The organism is Flavobacterium sp. ABG, from assembly GCF_001027725.1.
GTDB classification, from domain to species: Bacteria; Bacteroidota; Bacteroidia; order Flavobacteriales; family Flavobacteriaceae; genus Flavobacterium; species Flavobacterium cupriresistens.
On record NZ_LEKS01000006.1, the window covers coordinates 199,028 to 220,956 of the forward strand.

At 33.1% G+C, this 21,929-nt stretch carries 18 protein-coding genes and 1 pseudogene; 15 read left to right on the plus strand and 4 right to left on the minus strand.

All coding sequences use genetic code 11. The features are described from left to right. The first annotated feature begins 130 nt into the window (after positions 1-130). The 4 genes and pseudogenes from AB674_RS08505 to AB674_RS23065 all read left to right on the plus strand — a co-directional run. Complete coding sequence (locus tag AB674_RS08505) at positions 131-3,571, plus strand: methylmalonyl-CoA mutase family protein (RefSeq protein ID WP_047775640.1); 3,441 nt, start codon at positions 131-133, stop codon at positions 3,569-3,571. Positions 3,572-3,710: 139 nt separating this feature from the next. Further along, on the plus strand, positions 3,711-5,306 hold the full coding sequence (locus AB674_RS08510) for a T9SS type A sorting domain-containing protein (protein WP_047775642.1): 1,596 nt from the start codon (positions 3,711-3,713) through the stop codon (positions 5,304-5,306). Positions 5,307-5,565: 259 nt separating this feature from the next. Further along, positions 5,566-6,768: a hypothetical protein gene (locus AB674_RS08515; RefSeq protein ID WP_131701530.1), complete on the plus strand. Its 1,203-nt coding sequence runs from the start codon at positions 5,566-5,568 to the stop codon at positions 6,766-6,768. Between the two features lie 7 nt (positions 6,769-6,775). Further along, positions 6,776-6,871, plus strand: a pseudogene (locus AB674_RS23065) (transcriptional regulator); the annotation flags it as partial. Between the two features lie 227 nt (positions 6,872-7,098). On the opposite strand, the gene AB674_RS08520 reads toward AB674_RS23065, so the two are convergent. Beyond that, positions 7,099-7,485, minus strand: coding sequence for a hypothetical protein (locus AB674_RS08520; protein ID WP_047775645.1), 387 nt, complete (start codon positions 7,483-7,485; stop codon positions 7,099-7,101). 269 nt (positions 7,486-7,754) lie between these two features. Here AB674_RS08520 and AB674_RS08525 point away from each other — a divergent pair, with 269 nt between their 5' ends. The 8 genes from AB674_RS08525 (at position 7,755) to AB674_RS08560 (ending at position 14,569) form a co-directional block, all read left to right on the plus strand. Next, on the plus strand, positions 7,755-8,366 hold the full coding sequence (locus AB674_RS08525) for a murein L,D-transpeptidase catalytic domain-containing protein (RefSeq protein WP_047775647.1): 612 nt from the start codon (positions 7,755-7,757) through the stop codon (positions 8,364-8,366). Between the two features lie 211 nt (positions 8,367-8,577). Next, positions 8,578-9,243, plus strand: a complete 666-nt coding sequence (locus tag AB674_RS08530) for a hypothetical protein (RefSeq protein ID WP_047775649.1) — start codon at positions 8,578-8,580, stop codon at positions 9,241-9,243. Positions 9,244-9,344: 101 nt separating this feature from the next. After that, positions 9,345-10,175, plus strand: coding sequence for a Bro-N domain-containing protein (locus AB674_RS08535; RefSeq protein ID WP_047775650.1), 831 nt, complete (start codon positions 9,345-9,347; stop codon positions 10,173-10,175). Positions 10,176-10,804: 629 nt separating this feature from the next. After that, positions 10,805-11,395, plus strand: coding sequence for a hypothetical protein (locus AB674_RS08540; RefSeq protein ID WP_047775651.1), 591 nt, complete (start codon positions 10,805-10,807; stop codon positions 11,393-11,395). 4 nt (positions 11,396-11,399) lie between these two features. Further along, the gene (locus tag AB674_RS08545; protein ID WP_047775653.1) at positions 11,400-12,227 is read left to right on the plus strand and encodes a hypothetical protein; all 828 of its coding nucleotides are present in this window, start codon (positions 11,400-11,402) and stop codon (positions 12,225-12,227) included. A 7-nt stretch (positions 12,228-12,234) separates the two neighbouring features. Continuing rightward, on the plus strand, positions 12,235-12,705 hold the full coding sequence (locus AB674_RS08550) for a hypothetical protein (protein WP_047775654.1): 471 nt from the start codon (positions 12,235-12,237) through the stop codon (positions 12,703-12,705). Positions 12,706-12,715: 10 nt separating this feature from the next. Next, a complete protein-coding gene (locus tag AB674_RS08555; protein WP_047775793.1) occupies positions 12,716-13,621 on the plus strand; it encodes a DUF6175 family protein in 906 nt (301 codons plus the stop codon). A gap of 6 nt (positions 13,622-13,627) precedes the next feature. Then, complete coding sequence (locus AB674_RS08560; protein WP_047775655.1) at positions 13,628-14,569, plus strand: hypothetical protein; 942 nt, start codon at positions 13,628-13,630, stop codon at positions 14,567-14,569. Positions 14,570-14,633: 64 nt separating this feature from the next. Here AB674_RS08560 and AB674_RS08565 read toward each other — a convergent pair whose 3' ends face one another. Next, on the minus strand, positions 14,634-15,020 hold the full coding sequence (locus AB674_RS08565; RefSeq protein WP_047775656.1) for a T9SS type A sorting domain-containing protein: 387 nt from the start codon (positions 15,018-15,020) through the stop codon (positions 14,634-14,636). Between the two features lie 892 nt (positions 15,021-15,912). Then, positions 15,913-16,320 (minus strand): hypothetical protein, encoded by a 408-nt coding sequence (locus AB674_RS08570; RefSeq protein ID WP_047775657.1) that lies wholly within the window; start codon positions 16,318-16,320, stop codon positions 15,913-15,915. Positions 16,321-17,228: 908 nt separating this feature from the next. Between AB674_RS08570 and AB674_RS08575 the strand changes: the two genes are divergently transcribed. The 3 genes from AB674_RS08575 (at position 17,229) to AB674_RS08585 (ending at position 19,903) form a co-directional block, all read left to right on the plus strand. Then, on the plus strand, positions 17,229-18,101 hold the full coding sequence (locus tag AB674_RS08575; protein ID WP_047775658.1) for an AraC family transcriptional regulator: 873 nt from the start codon (positions 17,229-17,231) through the stop codon (positions 18,099-18,101). A gap of 314 nt (positions 18,102-18,415) precedes the next feature. Further along, a complete protein-coding gene (locus tag AB674_RS08580) occupies positions 18,416-19,285 on the plus strand; it encodes an alpha/beta hydrolase (protein ID WP_047775659.1) in 870 nt (289 codons plus the stop codon). Positions 19,286-19,387: 102 nt separating this feature from the next. Continuing rightward, a complete protein-coding gene (locus tag AB674_RS08585) occupies positions 19,388-19,903 on the plus strand; it encodes a hypothetical protein (protein WP_047775660.1) in 516 nt (171 codons plus the stop codon). A gap of 46 nt (positions 19,904-19,949) precedes the next feature. Here the strand turns inward: AB674_RS08585 and AB674_RS08590 are convergent, their stop codons facing one another. Then, on the minus strand, positions 19,950-21,812 hold the full coding sequence (locus AB674_RS08590) for a T9SS type A sorting domain-containing protein (RefSeq protein ID WP_047775661.1): 1,863 nt from the start codon (positions 21,810-21,812) through the stop codon (positions 19,950-19,952). Positions 21,813-21,929: the final 117 nt, after the last annotated feature.

The following is a 21,929-nucleotide window of genomic DNA, read 5'->3' on the forward strand; positions in this document are numbered from 1 at the left end:
ACGTAGAAAGTTTAAATTGTTACCCCTCGATTAAAAAAAAACATTTTTTTTTGTTAACATAAAGCTATCAAAGTGATCAAATATTAAAATAATTTGTAAATTGCTCCTCTAAAATTATCATATTCATAAAATGGAACAACAAATACCATATATTCCTAAAAATAAAGTAAGAATTGTAACTGCAGCTTCACTTTTTGACGGACATGACGCTGCGATCAATATTATGCGACGTATTATTCAGTCAACCGGTGTTGAGGTGATTCATTTAGGTCACGACCGTAGTGTTGAAGAAGTTGTAAATACCGCCATTCAGGAAGATGCCAATGCGATCGCAATGACGTCTTATCAAGGAGGACACAATGAATATTTTAAATATATGTATGATTTGCTTCACGAAAAAGGAGCAGGACATATTAAGATTTTTGGTGGTGGTGGAGGTGTAATTCTGCCAAGTGAAATTTCAGAATTACATGAATATGGAATTACAAGAATCTATGCTCCGGATGATGGCCGTTCTTTGGGACTACAAGGAATGATTAATGATTTGGTGCAACAAGCAGATTTTCCAATTGGAGATAAACTAAACGGAGAAATTGATCATATCGAAAGCAAAAATCCAACCGCAATTGCACGTTTGATTTCTGCCGCAGAAAATTTCCCTGAAATTGCAAAACCTGTTTTTGATCAGATTCATGAAAACAATGCCGATTCTAAGATTCCGGTTTTAGGAATTACGGGAACGGGTGGAGCAGGAAAGTCCTCTTTGGTTGACGAATTAGTACGTCGTTTTCTAATTGATTTCCCTGAAAAAACAATCGGATTAATATCAGTTGACCCTTCAAAAAGAAAAACCGGAGGAGCACTTTTAGGAGACAGAATCCGTATGAATGCCATTAATAACCCTCGTGTTTATATGCGTTCGTTGGCGACACGTCAGTCTAATTTGGCATTGTCTAAATATGTAGCCGAAGCGATTCAGGTTTTAAAAGCCGCAAAATACGATTTGATTATTCTGGAAACTTCTGGAATTGGACAATCGGATACCGAGATTATGGACCATTCGGATGTTTCTTTATATGTGATGACGCCTGAATTTGGTGCTGCAACACAATTAGAGAAAATCGACATGCTTGATTTTGCAGATTTAGTTGCTTTAAACAAATTTGACAAAAGAGGTGCGCTTGATGCGATTCGTGATGTAAAAAAACAATACCAGCGCAATCATAATCTTTGGGATAAAAATCCGGATGATATGCCGGTTTTCGGAACCATTGCTTCTCAGTTTAATGATCCGGGAATGAACACGCTTTACAAAGCGATTATGGATAAAATTGTCGAAAAAACAGCCTCAGAGTTGCATTCGACTTTTGAAATCACACGTGAAATGAGTGAGAAAATCTTCGTGATTCCACCACACAGAACCCGTTATTTATCTGAAATTGCAGAAAGCAACAGAAGTTATGATGAATCGGCACTTTCACAACAAAAAGTAGCGCAAAAATTATACGGAATTTTTAAAACTTTGGAATCTGTTTCAGGTAAAGTTCCACAAATCAATAAAGCGGGAATCGATGATGCTACTGTGTTGCCAACAGGAATTGCAGAACACGACGAAAACCGTATTTTCTTAAACCTTTTACTCAATCAATTTGATAAAGTAAAAATGGATTTAGATCCGTACAATTGGGAGATTATCCTGAATTGGGACGAGAAAGTAAACAAATACAAAAATCCGGTTTACTCGTTTAAAGTTCGTGATAAAGAAATCAAAATCGCGACACATACAGAGAGTTTATCACACCTTCAAATTCCAAAAATTGCTTTGCCTAAATATGAGGCATGGGGTGATATTTTGCGTTGGAGTTTGCAGGAAAATGTTCCGGGAGAATTTCCTTTTGCTTCAGGATTGTATCCGTTTAAACGTGAGGGAGAAGATCCGTCAAGAATGTTTGCGGGCGAGGGTGGACCGGAAAGAACCAACAAACGTTTTCACTATGTAAGTGCGGGATTGCCTGCAAAAAGGCTTTCGACAGCTTTTGACAGTGTGACTTTATATGGAAATGACCCTGATTTGCGTCCCGATATTTACGGAAAAATTGGTAATGCAGGAGTTTCGATCTGTTGTTTAGATGATGCTAAAAAACTGTATTCCGGTTTCGATTTGGTTCATGCGATGACTTCGGTAAGTATGACAATCAATGGACCGGCGCCAATGCTATTAGGCTTTTTTATGAACGCGGCGATCGATCAGCAATGCGAACATTATATCAAAGCCAATGCTTTAGAAAAAGAAGTTGAAGCTAAAATCAATAAAATATATGCAGGAAAAGGAGTAGAGCGTCCTAAATACCAAGGCGATTTACCGGAAGGAAATAATGGTTTAGGATTAATGCTTTTAGGCGTTACCGGAGATCAGGTTTTGCCTTTGGAAGTATACAACGAAATCAAAGTTAAAACCCTGTCACAAGTTCGTGGAACAGTACAGGCCGATATCCTAAAAGAAGACCAGGCGCAAAACACCTGTATTTTCTCTACCGAATTTGCTTTGCGTTTAATGGGTGACGTTCAGGAATATTTTATTACCAAAAACGTCCGTAACTTTTATTCAGTTTCTATTTCAGGGTATCATATTGCTGAAGCGGGTGCCAATCCAATTACGCAGTTGGCTTTTACGCTTTCAAATGGTTTCACTTACGTGGAATATTATTTGAGCCGTGGAATGAACATCAATGATTTTGGGCCGAATTTATCGTTCTTCTTCTCTAACGGAGTTGATCCTGAATATGCTGTAATCGGACGTGTAGCGCGTAAAATCTGGGCGAAAGCCATGAAAAACAAATACGGCGCAAACGAAAGAGCGCAGATGTTGAAATATCACATTCAGACTTCCGGACGTTCGTTGCACGCACAGGAAATTGATTTCAATGATATCCGTACGACATTGCAAGCTTTGTATGCCATTTACGACAACTGTAACTCGTTGCATACGAATGCTTACGATGAAGCGATTACAACACCAACAGAAGAATCTGTTCGTCGTGCTATGGCAATTCAGCTGATTATTAATAAAGAATTAGGTTTAGCGAAAAACGAAAACCCGATTCAAGGTTCGTTCATCATCGAGGAATTAACCGATTTAGTGGAAGCAGCCGTTTTACAGGAATTCGACCGTATTACAGAACGTGGAGGCGTTTTAGGTGCGATGGAAACCATGTACCAACGTTCTAAAATTCAGGAAGAAAGTTTGTATTACGAAACCTTAAAACACAACGGAGATTTCCCAATTGTGGGTGTAAACACCTTCCTAAGTTCAAAAGGTTCACCAACCGTTATTCCGGCAGAAGTAATTCGCGCTACCGAAGAGGAAAAACAATATCAAATCACAATGCTGGATAATTTACACCAGTTTCACGAAGCAAAAGTAAACGAGCATCTAAGCAAACTACAGGAAGCAGCCATTAAAAACGAAAATTTATTCGATCATTTAATGGAGGCTACAAAAGTTTGTTCTTTAGGTCAGATTACTTCGGCGTTGTTTGAAGTGGGCGGGCAGTATAGAAGGAATATGTAGTTATTAAAGAGTATAGAAAAATAGAGGGTTAGTTTCTTAATTAACCCTCTATTTTTTTATGCTTTTCAATTATTAGTATATATTTACGTACTAATTTTTTAGTGTTACTATAGAATCAAATTTTTAAAATCAAAAATCAATGAAAAGAAAATTACTCTTACTACTTTTAACTTTTATGTGTATCGGAGCTCATGCACAGCAAGAAATTTATAGTTTTACTTCAGCTCATCCAGGAGGCTTTGTACAATTTAATGATAAGATTTTTTTTGGAGGTAATCAAGAGAGTACAGGTAAAGAAGTTTGGCAGAGTGATGGAACGACATCAAATACTAATTTACTAAAGGATATTAATCCTGGTATTGGTAATGGATTAGTTGGTGTGTTAAAGCAAAGTTCTTCAGTTTTAAATAATAAGCTTTACTTTCTATCAAAAGATGAAAATTCATTAGGTGAAATATGGAAAACAGACGGTACTGAAAATGGGACAGAGAAAGTAACTAATTTTATTAACGGAAGAGTTTCGAAACTAACGACAGTCGGGAATCTAATTTATTTTTTGTTGAAAAAAGAAGATGATAAATTAGAGGTTTGGAAAACAGACGGAACAACTGTAGGGACCGTCTTAGTAAAAGATAATCTACCTATTTGGAATCGGCCTTCTTTTGAGGGAAGCTGTAATAACACTTTTGTATTTGTATTTCAGCCATTTGGGACTAATAATTCAAGAGTATGGAGAAGCAATGGAACAACTGAGGGTACATTTCCGATAACTGAGGAATATGATGGTAATGGTTCAGGTTTTAATAACGGGGCTGGGGGAACTCCTATTCTAACACAATTTATTGAATCCAATGGGAAGCTGTATTTTGCTACCAGATATTTTTTGTTTGAAACAGACGGAACTCTCGAAAACACAAAAAATGTTGCTAGGGTTAGAAATCAGGGTGATTTGGTTCAATATGATGATATTATTGCGGTAAATAACGACTTATATTTAATGTTTTTTACTGCCACAGGTTTTAGTAATAACTTAGTAATTTTAAAATATAATACATTAGATAAAACCATTACTACCATTTATGAAAAAAATACCAACGATTATTTTTTTGCATCAAACTTAGTCAAGATAGATAATTCTCTGATTTTTACCACATCAAATGCAACAGCAGGTACAGAATTAGTATCATTAAATCTTACTGATAATACCGTTTCAAATATTAAACAATTAGCTGCACCGACAGATTTGACAACACCTCATTTTTTTGATGAAGTTGCGGTTGGTTCCATTATGAAAATAAAGAATAATGAATATTTTATTCTTTCAGGACTAGATAAAAATGATGCCAGAAAAGGGTGGATTTTCAACTCTAGTACACAAACCGTACAAAATATTAGTGCTTTAGAAAATATTCTACAACCTTTTGTTTATAAGGAAAATTTATATTATTCTAAAAATTTTAAATTCTGGAAGTACGCTAATAATTTAAGTACAATTGATTTTGATAAAAAACATTCAATTAGTTTTTACCCAAATCCATCATCTGATATCATGCAGTTAAATGTTGAGAATAGTAATGAAATAGAAAATATAAGTGTTTTCGATTTAAATGGTAGATTACTTCAAACCCTGTCAAATTCTTCTCAAATTGATATTTCTAAGTTACCTAAAGGAATTTATAGCGCTCAAATAAAGAGGAATGGAACTTTGATTAATAAAAAGATTATTAAAAACTAGAAATAGATGAAGCTTTCATAAAAAAACGAAAATTCGATCATTTAATGGAGGCTACAAAAGTTTGTTCTTTAGGTCAGATTACTTCGGCGTTGTTTGAAGTGGACGGGCAGTATAGAAGGAATATGTAGTTATTTCAACCCGTTGAGAGTAACTATGTTTCTATGTGTTAAATAACATTTAGAAGAACTATCTTCAAATAGTTATCTTTTTAATATTGGAAAACTTCTCAGAAATGAGAGGTTTTTTTTATTTTAGTGTTATGAAAAATACTATCTATTCTATTCTGTTTCTTTTTGTTACGGTTTTTGGATACACTCAGGAGAAGCAATTGTTACCAACGGGAGTTATTATCGATTCGATGAAAATTGCAAGTGCCCCAACGGAATCGTATGCCATCTATTTTCCTAAAAAATACGATGCTAAAACTCCATTGGCATTAGTTTTTATTTTTGAACCCGATGCGAGAGGCAAAATAGGGATTGAACCCTTTATTCTGGCTGCAGAAGAGTATCATTATATTTTGGTATGTTCTAATACGTTAAGAAATGGATCTATTCAAGATAATATCGCTGTTGCCAATAGATTATTTGAGGATGTATTGCAAACTTATGCTATTGATACTTCACAACTTTATATAGCAGGTTTTTCGGGTGGTGCAAGATTGGCCAGTTATTTCGGAATATCTACGGGCGCTTTTCAAGGAGTTATTGCTTGTGGTGCTTCTTTTAATAATATGGATAAGTTTATACCTCCTTCTAATAAATTCTCCTATGTAGGCATGGTTGGCGATCGGGATATGAATTATCAGGAAATGATAGGAAATAAACAATGGCTGGATAACGCAAAGATGGTGAACACCCTTTTTATTTCTCATGAAGAGCACGTTTGGCCCAAACAATCTGAAATGCTTCGCGCATTTGACTGGTTGGAAATTCAGGCTTATAGAAAAAATATAAGACCAAAGAATGATACCATTATTAAAAGAATTTATGATGCTGATGTACGAATCGCCGATAGTTTAAAGACCAATAAAGAAATGGTCCCTTCGGTGAATGCCTATGAAAAAGGCATTACTTTTTTTAATACCAATGAAGACAATTTTCTAAGAGCTAAGATTGCCGAAATCAAAAAAAACAGAGAATATAAGGAGGAAGTCACCAAAATGGAGAAGATAAATATTTTGGAAAATGAACTTTTAGATAAACTTTCGCTTCGTTTTGACCAGGAATTAAAATCGGCTAAGGGTAAGGCTAATTTTAAGTTTTGGAAATCTGAAATTAAAGATTTGAAGATGATGAAGTCAGACGACAAAAATCCTTTAACGCAGAATATGGTTATTAGAGTATTATATTGGTTTCAGGTTTCGGTTTATGAAACGGGGCAGGAAAGTAAAAGAAACCAACAAAATGATAAATTTGCTTATTGCGAAGAATTGTATAAAATTATTACTGAAGTTGATTGAGGTAAAAGAGACAGTAGAAGAAAATAAAAAGTTCTACGAACGTTTGCTTCAATCTGAAGAAGACAAAATCGAATATTTAGAAAAATTACTAAAAGGAAAGTAATAATCTCTAATGAGATTTACTTATAAAGACAGCTTTTAGAAAGCTGTTTTTTTATTGGTTATGTTGAATAAGTACCAATTTTAGACAAAAATTATGGGGTAGTAAAAGTTATAATTCCAATAAGTAATTTAAATTTATTAAAGTGAAAATGCTTAAAATAATATGAACTTACATTACTTATATGGTTTAAAAGCTTTAAACGTGAAATCGTATTTGAAAAAAACAAATTAAACCTTCTTTTTTATTGATGTTTTAGATCTGCCTTGCAGTTTTTTAATAACAGCGTCGGCTTTTTCATTTTGACAAATAAACCTTAGAGATTCTGCATAACGGTAATAATATTCAGCCTCTAAATCTGATGTCATGGCAAATAATTGATCGTACCACACAGCAGCTTTTTCTAATTTATTGCGAGAATAAGATGAATCTCCTAATTTCTGAAATAAGTCTATTGATTTATAGCCTTTTGCAGCGATTTTTTCATATGTTTTTATGACGTCAACATAAGCATATTTGTCGCTTACTTTATCCGTGATATAAACAGTTTGATTTTGCGCAGCAGCACGAAATGAAAATACAATTAATACCAGTAAAACAATAAGGTTTTTTTGCATAGTATTAATTTGAAATAGTAGTTTTGATTCTCATTTTTTATTGAATATTTTTTTTGGTATTCTTATGTTTACAAATATATCTAAATCAGTAGTATAACTTGTTTTTTGGCTGATTTTTTTTCGTTTTATCGATTTTTTAAAGCGGTTATAAGAAATAATTTACAGTTAATTTCAGAACATTTTTTTTAAGGGAAGAATGTTTATGCGACTAATTTTTTATTTTTATAAAGTTAATTTATAGTATATTTCGACTTCTGTAATATAAAATCATGCGTAAAATAATCCTCTCTTTGCTAATTCTTATAATCGTACTATTTGGTATAATATTATTTGTAAAGAATCCTAAAGAAGAGACAGTTTTTGATAAAAAAGCTGACGATAAATTTACCAAAAGAGTTAGTGCAGTAAAAAAACTAGTTGCGAGTGATTCTAAATACAGTAACAAAACTGCCTTTTTTATCGACATGAAAATTAGTTCGGGAAAGAACAGATTCTTTGTTTATGATTTACAAAATAATAAAGTAATCGATAAAGGTTTAGTGGCTCACGGTTCGGGATCTGAAACAAAAGTTGAAGGAGAATTAAAATTTAGCAATGTCAATAATTCACTTTCTACATCATTAGGAAAATATTACATTGGGTATAGTTATAACGGAGATTTCGGAAAGGCATACAAATTACATGGTTTAGACAAGACAAATGACAATGCCTTTTTAAGAAATATTGTTTTGCATAAGTATAGTAAGGTTCCGTATGAGGAACAAGATACCCCGATTTGCAACAGTTACGGTTGTCCAATGGTCAATGAAAGGTTTTATAAACGAATCGAGAAGCTAATTGATGCTTCTGATAAAAAGATTATTTTAGATATTTATTACTGATTTTTTCGGACACTATAAACGGTATAAGAGCGGGATGCTCGTGCCCAATGTCATTATATTATGGATTATCAAAAATAGTCTCACGCAGATTTTAGCAGATTAAAATAAAAAAAATCCGCAGAATCCGCAGAATCTGCGTGAAAAAATATCTTAACTTAGTGACATTGTGCCCGCGCCAACGACAGATTGATACAAATAAAAATAATAATTGATGAGCGAAAAATATACCCTTACCGGAGGAGCAAGAATAGGTAAAGCAAACGCAAGCTATCCCCTTGCTAATTTGTATGTTGATAAAGATGTTTTAAAAATTAATGCTTCTATTGTGGGGAATTTGGTTTTTCTACCAAAAGATATCATTTCTATAGAAGCCTATACCTCGATTCCGATAATTGGAAATGGAATAAAAATTAAGCACAGGGTTGAAAAATACAATTCAGAAGTTATATTCTGGACTTTTAAAAATCTAGAGACGGTACTTAATGAAATTAAGAAAACAGGGTTTTTAGAAAACTCAAACTCAGAACTAAGCGAACATGATTTTGAAATTATAGAAAGACAAAACAAGCGAGGATTTCCAATAAAAAAAGGCGCTGTTCTATTTTTTGTTGTGACTTGGAATTTTCTTTTTTTATATGATATTGTTCCTTTTTTTCTGCAAGAGAAGCCAGAAGGTTTTCCAATTGGAATAGGTATGAACCTGGCTGTTGGTCTGGTTTTGATTAGCTCGATTTTAGTTTTAGTTTCAGAAAAATTCAGAAAATTAATTCTGAAAGAAGACAGAGAGATTAATGATATTAAGGGATTTATATATTTATTAATCGTGGTATGTGGATTGTTGTTTATTCAATTTACGATTGTAAATAGTAGTCGTTAATCCTCTATTGTTTTAAAAAAGAAAGTTTTTTCTTTCAATTTAATTGTTATTGCCAACAAATAACCTTAAATTTGAGAATTAAAATTTTGTAGATTCAGATTATGGAACATTCAGAAAACATTCAATTATTCGAAGAAAAGAAAGTGAGAGTCGTTTGGAACCAGGAGGAAGAGAAATGGTATTTTTCTATCGTTGATGTTATTGGTGTATTAACTGAAAGTGTTGATGCAAATGCTTACTGGCGAAAATTAAAACAGCGTTTAAAAGAAGAAGGAAATGAAACCGTGACGAATTGTCACAGTTTGAAGATGAAAGCTGCTGATGGTAAAATGCGCTTAGCTGACGTTGCCAATACAGAACAACTTTTCCGATTAATTCAGTCTGTTCCGTCGCCAAAAGCGGAACCTTTTAAGTTATGGCTCGCTCAGGTCGGAGCAGAAAGGCTGGATGAATTGGAAGATCCTGAACTTTCGATTGATCGGGCTTTAGAGCAATATTTAAAAATGGGATACGCAGAAAGCTGGATCAACCAGCGTTTAAAAAGTATCGAAATTAGAAAAGAACTTACAGACGAATGGAAACATCGCGGGATTAAATCGGGAGGTCAATTCGCGATTTTAACGGATATAATATCAAATGAATGGTCCGGCAAAACGACTAAAGAATATAAAACCTTTAAAGGATTAAAGAAAGAGAATTTGAGGGATAATATGACTAATACCGAATTGATTTTGAATATGCTGGCAGAAGCTTCAACAAAAGAGATTTCAGTTGCAGTTCAGCCGGAGGATTTTGATTCAAGTAAAGAAATTGCAAAACAAGGCGGTAATGTTGCAAAAGTTGCTTTAACAGAATTGGAATCTAAAACAGGAAGAAAAGTAGTAACGACATTAAATGCTAAAGATACTTTGAGTCATTTAAAAGGAAACTAAAAAAGGGTTGTTCAAAACGAACAGCCCTTTTTTAGAGGTGAAAAACAAAAAAACTAACGATGAAATACAGGACTTTTATTTACAGATTCGCCAAGTTTAACTGCTTTTGTTTTTTTTTTAAGACCATAATTTTTCCAATATATAATTTAACTATAGCAAATCCTTCTGTCTATAGTAAATTATAGTTTTCGTTGTAAAGAGGAAATCTCATTTTTCAATGGTACAAAGTAAAACGAATCACTTTTTCGTTTTTTTTATTTTCAAAATATAATGCTCTTTTCAAATGATTACTTAGATAGAGTGTGCGATTGATAATAAAAAATTTTAAGAGACCTTAAACTCGCACTAATAGCTCTTCGAGCCCCTTTGTTATGGGTAGTTTCGGATAATCAGATCTTTATAAAAGTGATCACTTATTTTCAAAAAAATAGTCGTTTATGTTGCGGTAAGTTAAGTTTTATTAAAAAATAAAATTTAAAACAGCCAGAATGTGGAAAACCGTAAAAAAATTCCGAAGATAATACCTAGTTTAGCCAAAATAAGGGTGGAGTTCAGACACCACTTAAATAAACGGGGAGTAACTGAAAATCCTAAAGAGTAAGGAAATCAAAACAAAAAACAAAAGAATTATGTTAACAAAATTAGTTTACAAAGCAGCAATTTGCCTAGGTTTAATTTTAGTAATGCAACAAAACTGTTTTGCACAGGCCAAAACAAAAGATGAATTAAAAGCAGAACGTGAAGTTTTGAAATCAGAAATGAAATCAAAAGATGCTGAAGAACGTAAAGCTAAACTGGAAAAATTATCTGCACCAAAACCTTCAGGTATCTCAAGCGTTGATGGACTTGCAGCAAATTCATCACAAATGTTAACTTCTTCAAAAGAATTAAATGTATTGATTCCTGAAATGTACAAAAGAACAGTTGGAGAATCTGTTGACGGTGTTGCAGATGTAACCGTTAAAAAACCAACTTTAGATGAACTTAATGCTTTAGGATTAAATATTGCTACACAAATCAAAACAGTTTCAGAGGCATCAGCAACTGTTGCTACTGCTTCAACAGATTTAAAAGGAGCCGGAATGATGCAAGCACCAAAAGGAGCTAAATCATTAAACTTTTCAAAAGATGTAATGGCTTTGGTTTTACCGGAATTAAACTTAAACTTAAAAGTGGTAAACAATTTAATTTCTACTTTGAAATCATCAGGAAACTATTAATTATATGAGAAATTTATATTTTCTTTTAGTACTGCTTTTGAATAGCCTTGTGGGCTATTCACAAGCAGCAACGAAACCGGTTGTAGGTGTTGCTGCTTTTACTTCTGAAGTCGATTCTAAATATTCGGGAGCAGTTGCCGAAAAAGTAGTTCAGATTGTTACGAATACAAGACGTTTTACAGTTGTTGACCGAACAAGTTATGACAAAGTAAAAGAGGAATTGGAGTTTCAAAAAACGGAAGCTTTTCTTGATAGTAAAAACACAGCCAAACAAGATGTTGCTTTGGCTGCCCAAAATATGATTATTGGGAATATACTAAAAATGAGTGTTTACGCGATAAAAAATACAGATGGTACTGTAAACGGTTACAAATCAAGTGTTGCTTTTACGCTAAAAGTAAACGAAGTAGAGACAGGACAAACTACTGAGGCAGAAAGTTTTCAAACCTCTGTTAGTCCGTTGATGTTATCACCTGAAAGTGCTGTGAACGAAGCTTTAAAGTCTATTGAACCTAAATTAAGCGAGTATTTTATCAAAACCTTTCCTTTAACAACTAAAATCAGTAAAGTCTTGACCGTAAAAAAAGAATCAGCAGCTGTTGTTTTAATTTCAGGTGGTAAAGAATTTGGTTTTAAAGAAGGAGACAAATTAATCGTTGAAAAAAACGAATTGATTGACGGTAAGCCTTATCCATCTCAGATCGGAGAATTAAAAGTAGTTAAAGTGGCCGGAAATGATTTCTCTGAATGTGCTGTTTCTGACGGTGGAAAGGAAATTTTGTCAAGATTTAATGCGGCAGAAAAATTGACGTGTAAACTAATCGTAAAATAAGTACAACATGACTTTATTAAAAAGAATAGGTGTTTTAGTTCTTCTGATTTTAATTTCATTCACGTATAGCTGTAGTCAAAAAACACTTCCAACTTCTGAGGTTAATTATGTTTCAGGAAATGCAGGAACGATTACGATGCGAACAATTGGTAATGGTTCAAATGAGATGGAAGCAATTAGTGAAGCAGAAAAAAATGCGATTAACGTATTGCTTTTTAGAGGGCTTCCGGAATCAGAGCAGAAGTCGGCCTTAGTTGGAACTAATGAGTCAGAAGAGATAGAAAAGCATAAAACCTATTTTGAAAAATTTTATACTCAAAAAAGATATAAAACTTTCTTTATGTCGAGTATTCCGGTAAGCGATTTTGCAAAACAAAAGGGAGGTGCAAAAAGTCTGACTTTAGATGTCAAAGTCAATCTGGCGGCATTGCGAACAGACCTTGAACAAAACAACATAATCCGCAAGTTTGGATTTTAAAATAAAATTTATGAAATATAAATATATTAATTATATGGTTTTATTTGTAACGTTATGCGTTACAAATTTTGCATTTAGTCAAAATCCTGCAACAAATAGCGGTGGGCAAGTAGTAACAGTTCAACCTAAAATAATGGTAATCCCTTATACAAGAGAAGGGGAAGATTTGAGAACTGTTTTAGAAGATGACCCAAACAAAAGAATTGCCATAACAAAAATAAAGGAAGGTTTTGACAGCAGAGGTTTTACAACTGTAGATTTTATTGCAAAATTAAAGGCTGCCAAAGACAATCACGTTTTTACTTCAGATAATCAAACGGATATTAAGTCGCAAATTATTCAAATGTCCGGTGCAGATGTTTATGTGCAGGCAGAAGTTATTATTGACAATACAAGTTCGGGAAATTCGGTTAAGTTAATTTTGACGGCTTATGAAGCATCAACCGGAAATTCATTGGCCAATAAAGTTGGAGAAAGCGGTAGATTTTACACTGAAGATTACAACAAATTAGCGTCAAAAGCGGTTGAAAGTTGTATTCAGGATTTTCTTAATGTTATGCAAGCCAAATTTACAGACATTGTAAATAATGGTAAGTCTGTAATTGTAGATATTAGTTTTGACGCAGGTTCACAGCACAATATGGCTTCAGAAATTGGTTCTGATGGTTTACCATTATCAGATCAAATCGAGGCCTGGATGGAAAAAAATGCCTTTAAAAACAACTATCATATTCAAGGAACAACTGACTTGAAAATGATACTTGACGATGTTAAAATCCCATTAAAGGATCAAGCAACGGGTAATAATTATAATCCAAATAAATTTGCGCTTGAGCTTTTTAAATTCTTCAAAGGATTAGGATTGCAACCGGCAAAAGATGTTAAAAGCAGTACGATTTACATCACAATTAAATAAATAGAGATGAAAAATATTTACTTTATACTAATTGTTTGGCTTTTTTCATTAGTGGCAAAAGCACAAACAACCAATGATATCGGAAAAATTTCTCTTTCGGTAGTGGTACCTGAATACATGGAGGATTTAGGCGATTCTCAACTCTCAAAATTAGATACAAAAATCTCTCAGATCGTGACAAGTTCAGGTTTGTCGGATTCGGGTTATGGTAATAATTTTGTGATTTATCCGAAATTTGCCGTTAACGAAACTAATGTTGTGGAAGGCGGAATGCAAAACATAACAGTTGTTACTATTGATTTTAGTTTGTTTGTGAAACAAGTAGACAGCAATATTTTGTTTTCGACTATTACCAAAGCAATCAAAGGGAGTGGAAGTAGTAAAGAATTGGCCATCACCAATGCGATTTCTAAAATTGCAACAAACGATCCGGGCTACAAAAAGTTTATTGAGGAGAGTAAAAAGAAAATTTTTCAATATTACGAAACCAAATGCACTGAGCTTATTAAAAAATCGGATGGATTTGTAAAAACGCAGCAATATGAACAAGCTTTAGGTTTACTGATGTCAATTCCTGACGCTGTGAGTTGCTATAGCCAAGTTCAGGTGAAAGCAATTGAAGCGTACAAAGGTTTTCAGAAAAATAATTGTGCGAAACAAATGCAATTAGCGAGAACAACAATCGCAACAAACGATTATGTTGGAGCGTTGAATATTTTAGCTGAAATTGATCCTTCTTCCCCTTGTTTTAAAGAGTCACAAACTATGGCGAAAACCGTAGAAACAAAAGTGAACGCGGAGGAAAAGAAACAATGGGATTTTCAAATGAAACAATACAACGACGAAGTTAGTTTAGAAAAGCAAAGAGTAAATGCCATTAAGGATATCGCTGTTTCTTATTATAAAAGTCAAACAACAGACATTAATTATACAGTAATTGTAAAATAAAAATCTGTGGTAAACAAAAAAAGCAGCTCCGTAAAGAGCTGCTTTTGCTTTTTGAGACAAAAAATTAACGACGGAATGCTGGACTTTTATTTACAGATTCGTCAAGTTTAACGGTTTTTGTTTTCTTTGTTGAAACCGTAATTTCATGCTTTGTGATTTTACCATTTTCAGTTACTTCCAAGGTATAAGTTCCAGCTGGATAAGCTTCTAAACTTAATGTTTTTGAAATTTCTAATTCATCTGTAGCAGAAGTTCCTGTATAGACTAAATTATTATTTACGTCGAAGATTGAAAAACTTGATTTCTCAACGGTGTTTATAGTAAAGCTTACTACCTTTCCATTTCCGGTTTTTATATACAAGATATAATCCCCTTTTCCATCAATTGCATAAGTAAACACAGTTGTTAAAAACACGGCTACAACCAAGCCTAATTTGATAAATCTTGTCATTTTTTTTAAATTTAAATCGTGAACCGCGCAAAACTACAAATAGAAATTGAATTTCATATAAAAAAAATATTTTTTTAAAAGACATAAGGTGCTGAATTAAAACGCTTTCGGTGTTTTGTACGAACTATGTACGTCATTACTGGATTTCCGGATGTTTTTGTAGGTGCTTTTTTTTAATGCAGTACAAATCAGGATCTTAAAAATTATTAAGAATAATTTTTCAAATGAAAAAAAGCACTACGAATTATGTTTTGAAATCATGTAATTTCTGACAAAAATAACTGCTCCGTTGATCGAATTGGTACGAATTATTTTCTGCCACAGATTAGAAAGATTCGCACAGATTATTGAATCGTTTTAATCCTTTAATCTGTGGCGGGATACAAAAAAGAACAGCGATATTTTTTTTAACCATATAAGTTATAAAAGTTCATTTAAGATTGGCCTTTGTATTTCTTGCGAAACCTTTGTGGGTTTTGCGATTAGGAAGTTTAATCGCAAAGTCCGCAAAGGCTTTTATTTGTGTTGAACGCTAAGTGTACAAGGGGTTAGGGTTTTGGGAACAGGCTTAGAGGTTCAGAGTTACAAAGTTTTTCTTTTTCACGCAGATTTAGCAGATTGAACAGATTTTTTATAAGAGGTAAACAGATCAGCCTAATCTGCTAAATCTGTGTGAAAAAAAATAGGTGCAAAATTTAAAAGGATTTACTATACCATGATTAAACTTCGCGCCCCTTGCAGTTAAAAAATGAAACACAAGGCTTGTGAAATATTCAATAACGTTCTGCATAAAAAAACAGCTCAATGATTAACAAGGAGCTGTTTTTTAAACAATCGTTTTATATAACTAACAATATAAAAACATTTTTATACCAGATAATAGGTATGTTTTTTAACGTACCGCTATGCTGCTGTTTTTGGCAGACAAACCGGTTTTGTAAACAGATGAAAGTGCTTTTCGGGATAAAACAGATGTGTCATCCGTAATTGTAATCTCATGTCTTACTTTTTTTGCATTATCTTCCACTTCTAAGAAGTACGTTCCTTGCGGTAATTCTTCCAGGTTAAAAGTTCTCAAAATTCCAACTGTGCCCGAAGCATTTTCAGAATAAATAAGAGTATTCTCTTTGTCATAGATAGCCAGATGGGCTTTCTTAACCTGATTCAATGCAAACGTAATTTGTTTTCCGTTTGCTTTTAATACATGAAGATTAAAATCTTCATTCCCGTCGATTGCATAAGAGCTCATTCCTGTGAAAAGCACTGCACATACTAAACTTAATTTTAAAATCTTTTTCATGACTGTTGTTTTTTAGATTAATAGTTCTAATTCTATGGTGCTAAATTACTCCAGTCTTACATGATTTTTCACAACTCTATTGGCTAATTGTGATGCTGTATTCTCATTTACGAAACCGTTATAGGTTAAAATTTGAATTATTTTAGGTGTTTTTGTTAATTATGATATTATTGTTTAATGTTTGTGTGTGGTGGATTGATTTTTCTTTTTCTGTTCTTCTTACAAAAAAGTGCTAGTGAAATAAAAGACGTTTTATTGTGTCACATAGTAGTTCGGGAAAATGCAGAGCCACCAAGTCTTTGTCTGCTTTTTTAACCTTTGTCCCTTTTTGATCTTTGAAGCTGATCCAAATAAGGCATAAAAAAACAGCTCAGTAACCACAAAGAGCTGTTTTTAAAAACAATTAAATGTTTTTAAACTTTACTAACTATCAAACCTCGTTTTATACTATGCAGTATAAACTCTACCAGCATGTTACCATGCTTGTATTTCTATTGCTAAAGTACTTCGATTTTAATTTTTTTTGCACAACTCTATTGACTGATTTGTATGCTGTATTCTCATTTACGAAACCGTTATAGGTTAAAATTTAAAGTATTGTAGGCGTTTTGGTTGATTGAGTAATTATTTTTTAATTATTTATTGAATATAGTGTTTTGTTTTTTCTTCCGACTTTCTTACAAAAATTACCGTATTTGTATAAAATAGGCAGATTAAATACGATTTGTAAAAAAAAAGTAGTGATAAAAAATCAGATGCAAAAAAAATGACTATTTAGGTCATTATTCAGTTTTAGCTATTTTTGATTTTTTGCACTATATTCTTGTTTACGAAACCGATATAGGTTAAAATATGAATTATGTTAGGCGTTTTTGTTAAATTTGTTATTATTTTTTAAAATCCTTAGCATGAAGACTATCGTTCCGACTCTTGAAATAATATCCAATTCATACGGAAGTTCTTTTACCTATACGAAACATGCTGAAAAGACCAATAGCAAAACACATTTATGGCATTATCATCCTGAAATTGAATTGGTTTATATAAACGGAGGAGCAGGAAAAAGGCAAATTGGGAGCCATATTTCGTATTATACAAATGGAGATTTGCTTTTAATCGGTTCGAATATGCCTCATTGTGGTTTTACTAATGAACAAACAGGAAATAAAAATGAAATCGTGATTCATCTTAAACCGGAATTTTTAGGGAATGATTTTTTTGTCGCTCCCGAAATGAAAAAGGTGTTAAGTGTCATTAACCAAGCCAACGCTGGAATAGCATTTGGCGGGGATACAAAAAAAAATATCGGCAAAAAGATAGAAATGATGGGGGATCAGCTTCCTTTCGAACGTTTATTAACACTCCTGAGTATTTTGGATGAATTAGAATCTTCAGAGGAATATACGGTGCTTAATGCTAATGGTTTCTCTCTTGAGTTAAATGCGCAGGACAGTGACCGGATAAATGTGGTTTTTAATTACGTTAAAGATCATTTCCAGGAATCGATTGCCATAGATGAAGTTTCGAGTTTAGTGAGTATGACTACGCCTTCTTTCTGCAGGTATTTCAAGAAAATATCCAGCAAAACATTTACAGAATTTGTAAACGAATATCGTTTGGTTCATGCCTCAAAACTTTTGGCGGAAAAACCAATAACCATAAATGAAGTCTGCTACGAAAGTGGTTTTAATAACTTTAGTCACTTTAGCAAATCATTTAAGCAATATACAGGTAAAAGCGCCTCGCAGTACCGTAATGAACATAAGATAATTATCAAGTAAAGACTTTTTTAGGTGCTTGATTTTTTTTTTCACGCAGATTTGGCAGATTTGGCTGATTTTTTTGTTGCGTTGATAAAAGGTAAATAAATCTGCTTAATCTGCTCGCCAGAGAAAAAACTTTACGATTCCACGAGCTAAAATTATGCTTTTACTACCCTTGTAGTTTAAAAAAAAGCAACCATTTCCAAAATAAAAAATCTCAGCGAACTTTGCGTTAACCCTTTGCGACCCTTGCGGTTAAAAAACACGCACACAAATAATCTTTTACCTGGAAAAAGTTATATTTACAATCCCTAATCAAAAAAAACACCAATATGAAAAACATCAGAGCTCTAGTAGTAGTATTTCTTATAGGCATCACCTCAGTGAGTTATGCGGCAAAAGTAGATACTTTACAAATTGCAAGTACAGCGATGGGCAAAACCTACAAAGCCGCGGTTGTATTGCCGAATACCTATGCCAAAAGCAAGTCGACCTATCCCGTTATGTATTTATTGCATGGTGCCTACGGTCATTTTAGTGACTGGTTGAAAAATACTCCGAACAAAAAGCTAGTCCAAAATTTGTCGGACCAATACAATATGATTATTGTAATGCCCGAAGGAGAAACATTTAGTTTCTATCTGGATAGTCCTATGAATAAAGAAAGTCAGTTTGAGACTTTTATCACGCAGGAAGTGATTCAGAAAGTAGATAAAACATACCGGACGATAAGCAACAGAAATGGTCGTGTCATTACAGGGCTTTCTATGGGCGGACACGGTGCTTTGTATCTCTCCGGCAGACATCCTGATTTGTTTTGTGCGGCCGGAAGCATGAGTGGGGCAGTAGACATGAGCGCGATGCTCAACAGAGATTCTTCTACTCAGGTGATAAAATTAATGCAGCCAGTTTTTGGTGATAAAAGCAGTAATACCGAATTGTACGAGCAGAATTCTGTATTGGCGATGATAGATAAACTAAAAGCCAATAAACTACCTTTAATTATAGACTGTGGTGTTAACGATTTTCTGATTGAACCCAATAGAGAATTACACCGCAGATTGGTTTACAATAAAGTAGATCATGATTATACCGAACGCCCCGGAGCACACACTTGGGACTATTGGGAGAATTCATTGCCGTACCATGTGTTGTTTTTTAATAAAATACTACTTAAAAATCAAGTAGTTAGTAAGAAATAATGAGAAATAGCAAAAAATATTAAGGTAAAATACCCTCAATCGTTTTTTTTGGTTTGGTTTTTGGAATACCTTTATATATAGAAACTTAAAAATATATAAATTATGAAAAAGATACTTACCTTATTTGCAGTTGTTGGATTAATTGTGTTTTCTAGTTGTGAAGGACCTGAAGGGCCTCCGGGACAAGATGGATATGATGGTTTAGCACCATCCGCTTTTCAAATTAATAATGTGAACTTAACAAGGATTACTAATTTCAAGTACCAATTTGGCGCTAATTTTAATCCTGTTTTATTTAATGATGAAACTGTTTTGATTTATAGAAAGACAGATCAAACTAATTCTGGTGCCCCAGTTTGGCAGTTAATACCAAAAACAATAAATTTTGATAATGGAGATACTGCAGATTATTTCTTTGATTTCAGTAAAGAAGACTTTAATATTATAGTAATAGCTTCTTTTAATTTGGCTGAAGAACCAAGTCTAATAAATAGTCAAACTTTTAGGGTTGTTGTTATTCCTTCTACGTTAGCTAAAACTGTAAATAAAAATAGTTATTTGGAAGTGATGAAGGCAGCAAAATTAAACGAAAGCGAAATTCAAAAAATTAATTTTTAATTTTAATTTATATAAAAAAAAGGAAATCGTAAGATTTCCTTTTTTTTTAATTGCTTTTTAGAAAAGTTAGTTGGACCATGCCTGTGCCTCGTCTGCCAGTTCCAGGATCAACATTGATAAAATATGTTCCAATAGCTAAATTTGAAACATCTATACTTATTAAGTTTGGGCTTATTATTGAAAAATTATTTGAATTTACGATAGCCCCCATAGTGTTTGTTATACTTATTTTAGTATTAGATAAAATATAATCGGTAGCTTTGTTTTCAATATTTATAACTGATTTTGCAGGATTTGGATATGCAATTAATGTTGCAGGACCATAAACTCGTCCTGATTTCATATTTATTTCGTTACTGTAAGATTTTGTGCTAACATTTGTTAAGGCTCCATTGACTATATTCTCAATTACATAGTTTATTGTTGCAACTCGTCTGAAGTTGTAAGTGGTTTCAATTGTTAATCCTCGTCTGGGGTCAACTTTAAATTCTAAAGGACTTGGAAGATAGTCTTTAGATGTTGCACCAGTAATGTTTGACCAAGTACCGTATGTGTTTGGTCTACCAGTGCTAATTGATTGACTTTGCCATTGATAAGAAATGCTTGCAAGCTCAAGTTTTTTGCCGGGAAGATTTAGGTGTTCAATTGATGGAGTAGAGCCAGTAATTGTAGAAGGTTTTTCAATTGTTTTTAACGATGCGTCTTGACCTAATACTTGATCACAACAAATCATATTGTTGAAACTAACTTTTCGGGGTATTACGTTTAATAAATTGCTAACCCTACTAATGCCCTTGTACGTTGAAATTCTTCTGATGCTAAAGTAGTTATTTGTGTCGTTTGAAATGTTTTTTGGGTAAAAGAAATTTAAGTATGAAGAGTTTTCATTTTCGATCGTGATCCATTTTTTATAACGGTAGCTATCTTTTTCGTCTGTTTCAGCATATTGCCATTCATATCGTTCGACATTGTCAAAACTATCTCCTCTTTGTGGGATATGATTTGAATTTTTTAAAATACTCAAATTAACATCCCTGCCACTTTCTGAACCTATTAGTTTTGGATTGGTGTCGATAATTTCTATAAATCCTTGACTATTTGGCCCTGATTCAAGGACAGAAATTTCATTTATTATTGGTGATGGGATTATTGTTAAGTAAACAGCATTGCTGATATTATCAAAATAATAATTACCATATCTTCGTTTTATGGTTGTATTTTTGATTAAATAATCGACTAATAATATATTATTTTCAGTTTTATAGTCAGAATCATTCCCTATGTAATTTCTTGTGCTTGGTGATTTACCGTCAGTAACATCGTGCCATTCGCCATAAGCTATCTTGGGGTCTAAATAAGATCCTACAATTGGAGCTGGTTTATCTCCGTATCTTACAATTTGATCGCAGCATATAGTGTTTTCTAAGTTTACAACAGGTGGAGTCACAGGTGGGGTTACAGGCGGAGTTACAGGTGGAGTTCCTTCTTTTACAACAGATACGTTATTACTTTTATAAGTTAAACCTGAATTCGTTTTGTATTGGGCGAATATATATCCTCCGGTAGTATTAAAATCGGTTAAATTCAGAATAATCTCAAAATTACTGGTTGAAGTTTTGCCTTGTATAAAACTTGTAATTCTTTCAGGTCCTCCTGAAACAACTTTAGGATTAATTGCAGGGTCTTTTGTGAAATAGATTGCGATAGTACCTTCAGCCCCGACCGGGACAGGAGATTCTATTTTTGCTGATAAGGATGCATTAGATTGGCTTTTGGATTCCAGATTTATTGGATTTGTACTGATTACATTTTTGCCGTTGACGACTAATGGCGTAAGCGTAACCTTCTGTGCCACTGCAAACGAACAGGAAAGCAGAAGAAAGACTAAAAAAGCGTAATTTTTTTTCATAATAAATATGGTGTGTGATATTAATAATGTTGTAAAAATACAACTAAATAGTTTATTTTTCTTACTATTAATACATAGTAAATAAGTTTATTATGATTAAAATCATATTTTATGATA